At 71.7% G+C, this 13,444-nt stretch carries 8 protein-coding genes; 6 read left to right on the top strand and 2 right to left on the bottom strand.

From position 1 onward, the window contains the following. Nucleotides 1-37: 37 nt before the first annotated feature. The 4 genes from dapF to hflX all read left to right on the top strand — a co-directional run bounded on the left by dapF (nucleotide 38) and on the right by hflX (nucleotide 6,448). Nucleotides 38-976, top strand: coding sequence for a diaminopimelate epimerase (dapF, locus tag J3486_RS31760; protein ID WP_229378907.1), 939 nt, complete (start codon nucleotides 38-40; stop codon nucleotides 974-976). Nucleotides 977-1,115: 139 nt separating this feature from the next. Then, nucleotides 1,116-3,230 carry a bifunctional (p)ppGpp synthetase/guanosine-3',5'-bis(diphosphate) 3'-pyrophosphohydrolase gene (locus J3486_RS31755; protein WP_207826555.1) on the top strand — a complete coding sequence of 705 codons (2,115 nt, stop codon included), beginning with the start codon at nucleotides 1,116-1,118 and terminating at the stop codon, nucleotides 3,228-3,230. Between the two features lie 77 nt (nucleotides 3,231-3,307). Then, the gene (locus J3486_RS31750) at nucleotides 3,308-4,777 is read left to right on the top strand and encodes a M1 family metallopeptidase (RefSeq protein WP_207826554.1); all 1,470 of its coding nucleotides are present in this window, start codon (nucleotides 3,308-3,310) and stop codon (nucleotides 4,775-4,777) included. Nucleotides 4,778-4,951: 174 nt separating this feature from the next. After that, nucleotides 4,952-6,448 carry a GTPase HflX gene (gene hflX, locus J3486_RS31745; RefSeq protein WP_207826553.1) on the top strand — a complete coding sequence of 499 codons (1,497 nt, stop codon included), beginning with the start codon at nucleotides 4,952-4,954 and terminating at the stop codon, nucleotides 6,446-6,448. 81 nt (nucleotides 6,449-6,529) lie between these two features. Here the strand turns inward: hflX and J3486_RS31740 are convergent, their stop codons facing one another. Both J3486_RS31740 and J3486_RS31735 read right to left on the bottom strand, forming a co-directional pair. Next, nucleotides 6,530-7,729, bottom strand: a complete 1,200-nt coding sequence (locus J3486_RS31740; RefSeq protein WP_207826549.1) for a serine protease — start codon at nucleotides 7,727-7,729, stop codon at nucleotides 6,530-6,532. Nucleotides 7,730-7,967: 238 nt separating this feature from the next. Beyond that, on the bottom strand, nucleotides 7,968-9,188 hold the full coding sequence (locus tag J3486_RS31735) for a serine protease (protein WP_207826547.1): 1,221 nt from the start codon (nucleotides 9,186-9,188) through the stop codon (nucleotides 7,968-7,970). Nucleotides 9,189-9,732: 544 nt separating this feature from the next. Between J3486_RS31735 and J3486_RS31730 the strand changes: the two genes are divergently transcribed. Together J3486_RS31730 and J3486_RS31725 are read left to right on the top strand one after the other, a co-directional pair. Next, complete coding sequence (locus tag J3486_RS31730) at nucleotides 9,733-11,181, top strand: diaminobutyrate--2-oxoglutarate transaminase family protein (protein WP_307805016.1); 1,449 nt, start codon at nucleotides 9,733-9,735, stop codon at nucleotides 11,179-11,181. A 259-nt stretch (nucleotides 11,182-11,440) separates the two neighbouring features. Beyond that, nucleotides 11,441-13,435: an IucA/IucC family protein gene (locus J3486_RS31725; protein WP_207826542.1), complete on the top strand. Its 1,995-nt coding sequence runs from the start codon at nucleotides 11,441-11,443 to the stop codon at nucleotides 13,433-13,435. Nucleotides 13,436-13,444: the final 9 nt, after the last annotated feature.

Raw genomic sequence — 13,444 nt, 5'->3', positions numbered from 1 at the left:
CCGACAGCTTGTCCGACCGATCTCGTACGATCGACGAATGACGACCTTCCTCAAGGGTCACGGGACCGAGAACGACTTCGTGATCATCCCCGACCCGGAGAACGCGATCGAGCTGCCCCCGGCAGTCGTGGCCGCCCTGTGCGACCGCCGCGCCGGCATCGGCGCCGACGGTGTCCTCCACGTCGTGCGCTCCGCGGCCCACCCCGAGGCACGGCACCTGGCCGCCGAGGCCGAATGGTTCATGGACTACCGCAACGGGGACGGCTCGATCGCCGAGATGTGCGGGAACGGCGTCCGGGTCTTCGCCCGGTACCTCCAGCACGCGGGACACGTCACCGGCGGCGATCTGGCCGTGGCCACCCGCGGCGGCGTGAAGAAGGTCCACATCGACAAGGAAGGCCTGGTCACGGTCGGCATGGGCCGGGCGACGCTCCCCGAGGGCGAGGTCACCGTCACCGTGGCCGACTCCGCCGACCACTCCTGGCCCGCGCGGAACGTGAACATGGGCAACCCGCACGCGGTGGCCTTCGTCGCCGACCTCGCGCACGCGGGCCGCCTGCTCGACCCGCCGCCGTTCGCCCCGGCGAGCACCTACCCGGACGGGGTGAACGTCGAGTTCGTGGTCGACCGCGGCCCGCGCCACGTCGCCATGCGCGTGCACGAGCGCGGCTCCGGCGAGACCCGCTCCTGCGGCACCGGCGCCTGCGCGGTGGCCGTCGCCACGGCCCGCCGCGACGGCCTCGACCCGGCCGTCACCGGCGCCCCGGTGACGTACGAGATCGACGTGCTCGGCGGGCGCCTGACCATCACCGAGCGGCCCGACGGCGAGATCGAGATGACCGGACCGGCCGTGATCGTGGCCCAGGGCGAGATCGACGCGGACTGGTTCGCGTCGATCGCCGTGCCTTCCCGGGGGACAACCCCCGGACCCCCGGCCGGTCAGGCCGGTCCGAGCGCCGAAACCCTAAACCAGTGAAGTGTCGCTCGAATGGGTGATCCGTTTCACGCTGGGCGAGAGCGGGACTGCGCCACGTGATGGGCTCGGTAGCATCAAGCACCGGTCCGGACGGGTGCCCCCGCCAGCCCGCCGCCGGTCGATCCAGCCGGAGGTGCTCATGAGTGCGGAGGCGACCAACCCCGCGACCCCGGGGCCGATCACGCCAGGAGCACAGCGCAGGCGTGGCCGCCCCAGGATCGATCTACGGCGTCTGGGCCGCGCCGCGCTGCTCGGCCCGGCCGCCCGGGACCGCCTGCCCGATGCGATCGGCCATGTGGCCGAGGCGCACCGGGCGCACTACGCGGACGCCGATCTGGAGCCGCTGCGCCGCGCCTATGTACTGGCCGAGTCCTCGCACCGCGGCCAGATGCGCAAGAGCGGCGAGCCGTACATCACGCACCCCCTGGCCGTGACGCTGATCCTCGCCGAACTGGGCGCGGAGACCACGACGTTGACCGCCTCCCTGCTCCACGACACCGTCGAGGACACCGAGGTGACGCTGGATCAGGTGCGCACGGAGTTCGGGGCCGAGGTCGCCTATCTGGTCGACGGCGTGACCAAGCTGGAGAAGGTCGACTACGGCGCCGCGGCCGAGCCCGAGACCTTCCGCAAGATGCTGGTCGCGACCGGCAACGACGTCCGTGTGATGTCGATCAAACTCGCCGACCGGCTGCACAACATGCGCACGCTCGGCGTCATGCGCCAGGAGAAGCAGGAACGGATCGCCAAGGTCACCCGCGACGTCCTCATCCCGCTCGCCGAGCGCCTCGGCGTGCAGGCCCTGAAGACCGAACTGGAGGACCTGGTCTTCGCGATCCTGCGCCCCGAGGAGCACGCGCACACCCAGACCCTCATCGCGCGGAACGCGGCCCGCGAGGAGAACCCCCTCGCCGAGATCGCCGACGAGGTGCGCGGCGTGCTGCGCGAGGCGGGGCTGAACGCCGAGGTCCTCATCAGGCCGCGGCACTCCGTCTCCGTCCACCGCGTCTTCCGGAAACGCGGCGAGCTGCGCGGCGCCGACTTCGGCCGGCTCCTCGTCCTCGTCTCCGAGGACGCGGACTGTTACGGCGTCCTCGGCGAACTGCACACCTGTTTCACGCCGGTGGTCTCGGAGTTCAAGGACTTCATCGCCGTACCGAAGTTCAACCTGTACCAGTCGCTGCACACGGCCGTGGCCCGCGGCGACGGCGAGGTCGCCGAAGTCCTCATCCGTACGCACCAGATGCACAAGGTGGCGGAGGCCGGTGTCGTCGCACTGGGCAATCCCTATGCGCCGTCCGGCGAGGAGCACCTGGACACCCTGGGCGAGCGTTCCGACCCGACGCGGCCCGGCTGGCTCTCCCGCCTCCTGGACTGGCAGGAGTCGGCCCCCGACGCCGACACGTTCTGGTCCACCCTCAGGGAGGACCTCGCGCAGGACCGGGAGATCACCGTCTTCCGGCCCGACGGCGGCACGATCGGCCTGCCCGCGGGCGCCAGCTGCGTGGACGCCGCGTACGCGCAGTACGGCGAGGACGCCCACGCCTGCATCGGCGCCCGCGTCAACGGCCGCCTGGCGACGCTCAGCACGGTCCTGAAGGACGGTGACACCGTCCAGCTGCTCATGGACCAGGACGGCTCGTCCGAGCCGTCCCGCGACTGGCTCGACCACGCCCGTACGCCCGCCGCCCGTATCGCCATCCGCCGCTGGCTGACCGCCCACCCGGAGGGCCCGCGCGCGCCCGAGTCCGCGCCCCGCGCCCCCTACAGCGGCCCCTCGGCCCGCCCCTCCGCGGCGAACGCCGTGGTGGACCAGCCGGGGGCCACCGTCCGCCTCGCGGGCTGCTGCACGCCCGTACCGCCCGACGCGGTGACCGCCTTCGCCGTGCGCGGCGGCGCCGTCACCGTGCACCGCGTGGAGTGCTCAGCGGTGGCCCGCATGAAGGACGCGGGGCGCCCGGAGATCGGCGTGCGCTGGGCCGACGCGGAGACCGCCGAGTACCGGGTGACGCTGATCGCCGAGTCCTTCAGCCGCCCGCACCTGCTCGCCGACCTGACCGAAGCCATAGCGCTGGAGGGCGTCGCCATCATCTCGGCGACCGTCGAACCGCCCGCGCAGGGCCGCGTCCGGCACACGTACACGCTCCAGCTCCCGGGTTCCTCGCACCTCCAGGGCGTCATGCGGGCGATGCGCAACGTGCCGGGGGTGTACGACGTCGGGCGCGCCCAGCACGCCGCGGCGGGCGCCCTGTAGGACGCCGGGGGGTCTCGTTCGAGTGGGTGCGGCGTGTGCCGCACCACCCGGCGGGGGTGCGCTGATAGCCGTAGTTCATGCTGCTCAGCTCCCGAACCTCCCGCACCGGCGCGCTGCTCGCCGCCGGTGCCTCCGTCGCGCTGCTCGCCGCGGCCGCGCCCCGGCCCGCCACGCCGCTCGGCATCGGCGACCGGCTCTTCCCGTACCTGGGGAACCCCGGGTACGACGTGCGCGCGTACGACATCTCCTTCACGTACAAGGGCGACAACAGCAAACCCCTGGACGCGGTCACCCGGATCGACGCCACCGCCACCTCCCGGCTCGACCGGGTCAACCTCGACTTCTCGCACGGCACCGTGCGCTCGGTGGAGGTCAACGGCGCCCCCGCGGACTTCGCGACCGGCGGCGAGGACCTGGTCGTGACGCCCGCGCAGCCCGTCCTGGCCGGGACGCCGCTGCGGATCACCGTGCGGCACACCAGCGACCCGATGCCCGACAAGGACACCGAAGTGGGCTGGGTGCGCACCGACGACGGTCTCGTCATGGCCAACCAGGCGGACGCCGCGCACCGGGTGTTCCCGTGCAACGACCACCCCGCCGACAAGGCCATGTTCACCTTCCGCATCAAGGCGCCGAAGGCGTACACGGCGGTCGCCAACGGGCGGCCCGTCGCGCAGGCCAGGACCGACACGGCCACCGGCTGGATCTACCGCACCGCCCACCCCATGGCCACCGAGCTGGCGCAGGTCTCCATCGGCCGCTCCACCGTGCTCCACCAGCAGGGGCCGCACGGCCTCCCCGTCCGCCACGTCGTGCCCACCAAGGACATCGAGGCGCTCAAGCCGTGGGTCGACAAGACGCCCGCGCAGCTCGCCTGGATGGAGAACAAGATCGGCCCCTACCCCTTCGAGAACTACGGGGTGCTGATCGCCGGAGCCACCACCGGCTTCGAACTGGAGACGCAGACCCTCTCTCTCTTCGAGAGAGAGGTGTTCACGCGCAAGGAGTACCCCAAGTGGTACGTCGAATCGATCATGGTGCACGAGCTCGCCCACCAGTGGTTCGGCGACAGCGTCAGCCCGCACACCTGGTCCGACCTGTGGCTCAACGAAGGGCACGCCACCTGGTACGAGGCCCTGTACGCGCAGGAGAAGGCGGACCGGCCGATGGAGACGCGGATGCGCAACGCCTACCGCGACTCCGACGCCTGGCGCGCCTCAGGGGGGCCGCCGGCTGCTCCCAAGGCCCCCGAGCCCGGCCAGAAGATCAGCATCTTCCGCCCGGTCGTCTACGACGGCAGCGCGCTCGTCCTGTACGCGCTGCGCCAGGAGATCGGCAAGGAGAAGTTCGAGCGCGTCGAGCGGGAGTGGGTCAGCACGCACCGTGACGCGACGGCCACCACCGCGGACTTCACCGCCCTCGCCTCGCGCGTGGCCGGGCGCGATCTGAGCGGCTTCTTCCACGCCTGGCTGTACGGGAAGAAGACCCCGCCGATGCCCGGTCACCCGGACTGGAAGACGCAGGCGGCACAGAGGGCACGGAAATAGCGCCCTCCCGGGGGCTTCGGCCCGCCCGGCGCGGGAAATAACCCGGATGACGAGACGGCCCGTCCCGTGCGACCATCTTCAGGCTGACGGCGCGGGCCGGCCGGGAATCCCGGGGACGGCCCGAGCGTTGTGACGTACGAGACCATCCCGAACCCCAGCGACGTAAAGGATCCAATGACCTCCTCTTCTTCCCCTTCCCAGGACGCGCAGAGCTTCGCGCAGAACTACACCGAAGGTCTTCGGGCCGATGCCCTGATGGAAGAGGACGTCGCCTGGAGCCAAGAGATCGACGCGGACCGGGACGGTGATCAGTACGACCGTTCCGAGCGCGCGGCACTGCGCCGTGTCGCCGGTCTGTCCACGGAGCTCGAGGACGTCACCGAGGTCGAGTACCGACAGCTCCGCCTGGAGCGCGTCGTCCTCGTCGGCGTGTGGACGTCCGGCACGGTGCACGACGCGGAGAACTCCCTCGCGGAGCTGGCCGCCCTCGCCGAGACGGCGGGCGCGCTGGTGCTCGACGGCGTCATCCAGCGCCGGGACAAGCCCGACGCGGCGACGTACATCGGCTCCGGCAAGGCCCTGGAACTGCGCGACATCGTCCTCGAAACCGGAGCCGACACCGTCGTGTGCGACGGTGAGCTCAGCCCCGGCCAGCTCATCCACCTCGAAGACGTCGTCAAGGTCAAGGTGGTCGACCGGACCGCCCTGATCCTCGACATCTTCGCCCAGCACGCCAAGTCCCGAGAGGGCAAGGCGCAGGTCGCGCTCGCGCAGATGCAGTACATGCTGCCGCGCCTGCGCGGCTGGGGTCAGTCGCTCTCCCGGCAGATGGGTGGCGGCGGCGGTGGCGGCATGGCCACCCGTGGTCCCGGTGAGACCAAGATCGAGACGGACCGGCGACGGATCCGCGAGAAGATGGCGAAGATGCGCCGTGAGATCGCGGAGATGAAGACGGGCCGCGACATCAAGCGCCAGGAGCGCAAGCGCAACAAGGTGCCCTCGGTCGCCATCGCCGGGTACACGAACGCGGGCAAGTCCTCGCTGCTCAACCGCCTCACGGGCGCGGGCGTCCTGGTGGAGAACGCACTGTTCGCCACCCTCGACCCGACCGTGCGCCGGGCCGAGACGCCGAGCGGTCGCCTGTACACGCTGGCCGACACGGTCGGCTTCGTCCGGCACCTGCCGCACCACCTCGTCGAGGCGTTCCGCTCCACGATGGAGGAGGTCGGCGACTCCGACCTGATCCTGCACGTGGTCGACGGTTCGCACCCGGTGCCCGAGGAGCAGCTCGCCGCCGTGCGCGAGGTGATCCGGGACGTCGGCGCCACCGACGTACCGGAGATCGTGGTGATCAACAAGGCGGACGCGGCGGACCCGCTGGTCCTGCAGCGCCTGCTGCGCAACGAGAAGCACGCGATCGCCGTCTCGGCCCGCACCGGCGCCGGCATCGAGGAGCTCCTCGCGCTCATCGACGCCGAACTGCCGCGGCCCGAGGTCGAGATCGAGGTCCTCGTGCCGTACACGCAGGGCAAGCTCGTCGCGCGGGCGCACAGCGAGGGCGAGGTGATCTCCGAGGAGCACACCGCGGAGGGCACCCTGCTCAAGGCGCGCGTCCACGAGGAACTGGCGGCGGAGTTCTCGTCGTTCGTTCCCGCGGCGGCCGCGCACTGACGCCGGCCTCCACCGGCAGTACATGAGAAGGGGCCCGCCCCGGTCATCGACCGGGGCGGGCCCCTTCTTGTGCAACCGGCCTTACTGGCTGCCGTACTTCTCACTCATCGTGTCGAAGACCTGCTGGGCCTCGGAGCCCAGCTGCGGTCCGGCGAGCCAGGTGTTCTCGGCCGGGCCGATCGACGTGTTCGAGATGAGGACGGTCTTGCCGTCACGGACGCGGAACCAGCCGCCGCCCGACGAACCACCCGTCATCGTGCAGCCGATGCGGTACATCGTCGGCAGGCCGGAGCCGAGCGAGAGCCGGCCGGGCCGGTCGATGCACTTGTGCATGAGCAGACCGTCGTAGGGCGGCGCGGCCGGGTAGCCCCAGGCGCCCATCGAGCCGACCGACGGCACGGACGGCGCCGAGAAGTCCACGGTCAGCGCGTTGCCGACGGTCTCCTCCAGGGACTTGGTGCCCTGCTCCGGCTTCACGTGCAGGACCGCGAAGTCGTACGGGGCGCCCGCGCCGCCCGTCGGACCGCCGTCATTGATCCACTCGTTCGAGGTGGACACCCAGTCCGCCCAGTACGTGCCGTACGGCGCGACCTCCTGCTGCGTCGCGTTCTGCAGCTGGGAGGCGGACTTGCCGAGGTCGTTGTAGGACGGCACGAAGGTGATGTTGCGGTACCAGCCGCCGTTCTTGCCCGCGTGCACGCAGTGGCCCGCGGTCCACACCAGGTTGGACTTGCCGGGGTGCGCCGGGTCCTTCACGACGGTGCCGGAGCAGACCATCGAACCCTCGGGGGAGTCGAAGAAGACCTTGCCCACCGGGGCCGCGTTCTCGTGGTACGGCGTCTTCTCGGGCTCCGCCTTCACCGGCTCGGGCTCCGGATCGGTGACGCCCTGGTCGCTCGCGTAGTCCTTCGACTGGACCGTCTTGTTCGGGTCCTTCGCGGACTTCATCCGCTCCGGCTTCCACAGACCGTCGATGACCGGGTTGACGAAGTCCTTCGCCTCACGCAGCCAGTCGTCCTTGTTCCAGTTCTTCCAGGCCCCGCCCTTCCACTTGTCGGGGTCGATGCCGTGCTCCTTGAGCTTGTCGGCGATGTCCCCCGGCAGCTTCGCGCCGGTGTCGGCGCCCTGCGAGGTGGTGGCGGCCGGCTTGTCCCCGGCCGCGTCGCCCTTGTCGCCGTTGCAGGCGGTGGCGGTCAGCGCCAGGGCCGCGGCGAGACCGGTCGCGGCGATCAGCGAACGCCGGTTGCGGCCGCGCGCGGCGGACGGACGTGTGGAACGCATGCTGCGTGTACCCCCGATGGAAACCTGAAGGCCTCGACGGCCTGATGGAAAGCGTGCGGCGCGGCGCAGGTGCGCGTACCGCTGTCATGAGCGTGTCACTCCGGGGCCGGAACCTGTGCGCCGGCCATGAGGACACGGCACCCCACTATGCCTGTGGGGTTGAGGACGAACGGCGGCGGGGTGGTGAAGATTTCCGCACCCCGCCACCGACCGGGTCACAACCGCCCGGACCCCGCGGCTACTTGGCGAACTTCTGACTCACCGAGTCGTAGACCGCCTTGGCCTCCTTGCCGAGCCGCGGACCGGCCAGCCACCCCGAGGTCACCGGACCGATCGAGGTGTTGGAGACCAGCGCGGGCTTGCCGTCGGAGCCCTGCCCGATCCAGCCGCCACCGGACGAACCGCCGGTCATGGTGCAGCCGATGCGGTACATCGTCGGGTCCGTGTCGCTCAGCGAGAGCCGGCCCGGCTTGTCCGCGCACTGGAACAGCTTCTGGCCGTCGAACGGCGGCGCCGCCGGGTACCCCTTCGCCGTCAGCTGCGAGATCTTCGGCACGGCCGGGGCGTTGAAGTTCACCGGGAGCGCGGCTCCGGCGATCTCCTCCAGGGACTTGGTGGTCGCGCCCTTCTCCGGCTTCACGTGCAGCACGGCGAAGTCGTACGACGCGCCGGCGCCGCCGGTCGGACCGCCCTGCTCGATCCACTGGTCGGAGGTCTGCGCCCAGTCGCCCCACCACACGCCGTACGGAGCGAGTTCCTCGCGGGTGGCGTTCTGCAGCTGGTCGGCGGACTTGCCCGCGTCGTTGTAGGACGGCACGAACGCGATGTTGCGGTACCAGCCGCCGTTCTTGCCCGCGTGCACACAGTGGCCCGCGGTCCACACCAGGTTCGACTTGCCGGGGTGCGCCGGGTCGGTGACCACGGTCGCCGAGCACTGCGCCTGGCCCTCAGGAGTGTCGAAGACCAACTTGCCCGCGTACGGGGCGTTCTGGTGGTACGAGGGCTGAACGGCCGCCGCCGGCACGGGCTTCGGCTCCGGGTCCGTCACACCCTGGTCGCCCGAGAGGTCGTTGTCGTCGACCTGGCCGCCCGGGTTCTTGTCGGCGTCCCGCATACGGCCCGCGTCCCACAGGCCGTCGATGATCGGGTTGACGAAGTCCTGCGCCTCACGCAGCCACTTGTCCTTGCTCCAGTTCTTCCACTCGCCGTTCTTCCACTTGTCCAGGTCGATCCCGTGGTCCTTGAGGCGCTGCTTGAGGTCGTCCGGGATCTTGAGCGTGTCACTGCCCGCGGACGCGGAGGCCGACGCCTTGGCGTCCGCGTTGTCGTCCCCCGGCCCGCAGGCCGTCGCGGTCAGGGCGAGCGCCGCGCCGAGTGCAACTGCCGCCGCCACAGGGGCCGTTCTGCCGCGCGCACTCCGTGCGCGACGAGCGGCGAACAGTGGGCGTATGGGTCGCATGTCGTGAATCCCCCTGGGCTTCGAGATGGTTGTGCTGCCGTACGCGTGCGGTGGACGGACGACGTGCTCCGCCGTCCCCTCCGCCGCCGAACGGCACCCCACACTATGCCGATGCCGTCCGGGACGACCGACGGAACCGCAACGGTTACGTCACGGAGGGATCTTGCTGGTCCCACGGATCGTTATGACACCTCGTTCCCCGGACGCGGGCTGGGGAGGCGGACCGGGGAGACGGCTCGGGGTCCGGCGTTGTCGGGCCGCGGTCGGCACACGGCCGGCATCCGATCGGCACCCGATCGGCAAAGGTCTCGTCATGAGTCCGTGCCCGACCCGTGTTTCCGCGGACGAGCCGTCGTTGATACGTACGGGGGAACCGCATCCGGTGTTCAGTCCACGAACCACCCGGATGTACGACGCGTTCTGTACGCGACGTCGTACGGCGACTCGCCCCGCCCACCGACGTGCCGACGCACCAGGTCGGCCGTGCATCGACGTGTATCCAGCGGGAGGACCAACAGCCGTGGCCGTGACCGATTCTGCGTCCGTGACGGTACCCGCCCCGTACGAGGGGGAGGCGCGCGCGAGCGCCGCGGGCGACAGCGGCGCGCACGAGGGGATCCTGCGCCGCCAGTCCGCGCGGGAGTCGGCGGCGCGCACCTATGCGCGGTCGCTGCCGATCGTGCCGGTGCGCGCCCGCGGGCTCACCATCGAGGGCGCCGACGGCCGCCGCTATCTGGACTGCCTCTCCGGAGCGGGGACGCTCGCGCTCGGCCACAACCACCCCGTGGTCCTGGAAGCCATCCGCAAGGTCCTCGACTCGGGCGCGCCCCTGCACGTCCTCGACCTGGCCACGCCGGTGAAGGACGCCTTCACCACCGAACTCTTCGGCACCCTGCCGCCCGCCTTCGCCGACCGGGCCCGCATCCAGTTCTGCGGCCCGGCCGGGACGGACGCGGTCGAGGCCGCCCTGAAACTGGTCCGCACCGCGACCGGCCGCTCCGGTCTCCTCGCCTTCACCGGCGCGTACCACGGCATGACCGCGGGGGCGCTCGAAGCGTCCGGCGGCGCACAGGACGTCCGCGTCACGCGCCTGCCCTATCCCCAGGACTACCGCTGCCCGTTCGGCATCGGCGGACCCCGCGGCGCCGAACTCGCCGCCCGCTGGACCGCGTCCCTGCTCGACGACACCAAGTCCGGGGTGCCGCGGCCCGCCGGGATGATCCTGGAGCCGGTGCAGGGCGAGGGCGGCGTACTCCCCGCCCCCGACGCCTGGCTGCGCCGGATGCGGTCGATCACCGAGGAGCGGTCGATCCCGCTGATCGCCGACGAGGTGCAGACCGGAGTCGGCAGGACCGGCACCTTCTGGGCCGTGGAGCACAGCGGCGTCGTCCCGGACGTGATGGTGCTGTCCAAGGCGATCGGCGGCAGCCTCCCGCTCGCCGTGATCGTCTACCGTGACGACCTCGACGTCTGGCGCCCCGGCGCCCACGCCGGGACCTTCCGCGGCAACCAGCTGGCCATGGCCGCGGGCGCCGCCACGCTGGCGTACGTCAGGGAACACGGTCTCGCCGCGCGCGCGGCGGAGCTCGGCGCCCGGATGCTCGGCCAACTCCACTCCCTGGCCAAGGAGTTCCCCTGCGTCGGCGAGGTCCGGGGCCGCGGCCTGATGATCGGCGTCGAACTGGTCGACCCCGGCGCCACCGAGACGATCCCGCCCTCCGGCTCGGCTGCGACCGCCGGAGCGACCCCGACCGACCGTGCGGACGATCCGCTCCTGGGTGCCTCCGCCGCCCCGCTCCCCGCGGCCCCGCACCTCGCCGCGGCCGTCCGGGACGCCTGCCTCGACCGCGGCCTCATCGTCGAACTCGGCGGCCGTCATTCCAGCGTCGTACGCCTGCTGCCGCCGCTCACCATCACCGACGAACAGGCCGCGGCCGTCGTCGACCGGCTCGCGGACGCCATCGCGGCCGTGGCCCGCACCGCCCAGGCGTAGCCGGCCAGGGCGCACTTCTCCCCAACGGGCCCGCGATGTGGGCATGTTGAGGCGCTTTTGTACTGCTTTGCGGTGTGGTGAAGGTCTCGTCGTGTCTCTGCGTTCGATCCGTGTTCCTCCGCGACCCGCGTCGTTAACGAGGTGTCCGGACGGACCGCCGTCGTCCCTGTGCGCGCGGCCGGATGCAGATGCCGGGTCCCCCCATGTCTCACGGGCGCCACGCCTCTCGGAGTCCACCACCCCACGCAAGGAAGCCCTCTTGAACGCCACTCCCGCACCCGACGGCCTTCCCCGTCCCGCCGCCGGCGGAGGCTGCGACACGCAGAATCCGTACGCGCAGGAACGCGAAACGGTCCCCCGGCAGAAGGGCGGCGGCCAAGAAGCCGAGCGTCTGCGCACGTCCACCGTCGACCTGCTCGACCATCCGGACGCCACAACCGCCGCACAGGCGGCGGCAGTCGAGAACCTGCTGCGCTGCTGGGTGCGTGAGAACGACATCGCCCCTCCTTCCCTCTCCGTCCTGCGGATCCCGCTGCCCGCCAGCGGCGCGGGCCTTCTCGTACCCGTCCAGTACTGGTCGCCCACCGGCTGGCACCGCTTCGGCCTCCCCTATCTGGAGGACGGTCCGCACGGCGCCCCCTGCGTCGACGCGGTGACCCTGGCGGCGCTCCTCGGCCGTGAGTCGGCGCGCGGCGGCGCGGCCGGGGACGGCACCGCCGTGCAGGAGTCCGCGACCACGGCAGGACAGCCGTCCTCGGCCACCGGCACCACCGCGTCGGGCGGCGGTGTCTCCGGCGACGGCGGCGACCTCGTCGGCCGGGTCGCCGACTCGGTGCGCCGCACCGCGGAGTTCATCACCGACCGCCGGAACCGGCCGGCCGACGCCGGCGACCGCTTCCTCTCCGCCGAACAGGCCCTGCTCCTCGGCCACCCGCTGCACCCGACCCCGAAGAGCCGCGAGGGACTCTCCGAGGCCGAAGCCCGGCTCTACTCACCGGAGTTGCGCGGCTCCTTCCCTCTGTACTGGCTCGCGGTCGCCCCCGAGGCCCTCGCCCACGACTCGGCCTGGACCGAGCAGGGCCGCACCGTCTCCGCCGCCGACCTGACCGCCCGGCTGGCCGGCCCCGGTCTCGCCCTGCCCAAGGGGAACGCCGCCCTGCCCCTGCACCCCTGGCAGATCCGCGAACTCCAGCACCGCCCCGCCACCGCCGCGCTCTTCGACGCCGGCCTGCTGACCGAACTCGGCCCGCACGGCGACCCCTGGTACCCCACCTCCTCCGTCCGCACTCTGTACCGACCCGACGCGCCCGCCATGCTGAAGCTCTCGCTCGGCCTGCGCATCACCAACTCCCGCCGCGAGAACCTCCGCAAGGAACTCCACCGCGGCGTCGAGGTCCACCGGCTGCTGCGCAGCGGCCTCGCCGAGCAGTGGCGCGCGGCCCACCCGGGCTTCGACATCGTCCGCGACCCGGCCTGGCTCGCCGTGGACCTCCCGGACGGCAGCCCGGCCCCCGGCCTCGACGTGATGATCCGCAACAACCCCTTCGCCCCGGCCGACGACGTCTCCTGCATCGCCGGATTCGTCTCGCCGAGGCCGCCCGCGGACACCACAGGACCCGTCGGCCGCACGCCCGTCACGTCCCGCCTCGAAGCCGTGATCAACAGCCTTTCGGCCCGCACCGGACGCCCCCGCGGCGCCGTCTCCGCCGAGTGGTTCCTGCGCTACCTGGAGCACGTCGTACGCCCCGTGCTCTGGCTCGACAGCGAGGCCGGCATCGCCCTGGAGGCCCACCAGCAGAACACCCTGCTGCTGCTCGGCCCCGAAGGCTGGCCCACCGGCGGACGCTACCGCGACAACCAGGGCTACTACTTCCGCGAGTCCCACCGCGACCGCCTGGACGGACGCCTGCCCGGCATCGGCGCGCACAGCGACACGTTCGTCTCCGACGAGGTCACCGACGAGCGGTTCGCCTACTACCTCGCCATCAACAACGTCCTCGGCCTCATCGGCGCCTTCGGCTCCCAACGCCTGGTCGACGAGCGTCTGCTGCTCGCCGCGTTCCGGCGCTTCCTCACCGAAGCCGCCACCGGCCCCACCCGGCTGCGCAGCCCCCTGCCGAGCCGGCTCCTCGAATCGCCGACGCTGCGCTGCAAGGCGAACCTGCTCACCCGGCTGCACGGCCTCGACGAACTCGTCGGCCCGGTCGACACCCAGTCCGTCTACGTCACCATCGCCAACCCCCTTCATTCCTGAGCCCCCACA

Source organism: Streptomyces sp. VRA16 Mangrove soil (assembly GCF_017377775.1).
Classification (GTDB): domain Bacteria; phylum Actinomycetota; class Actinomycetes; order Streptomycetales; family Streptomycetaceae; genus Streptomyces.
The sequence above is the reverse complement of the archived record's forward strand: the minus strand, read 5'-3'. Positions and strand labels throughout refer to the sequence as shown.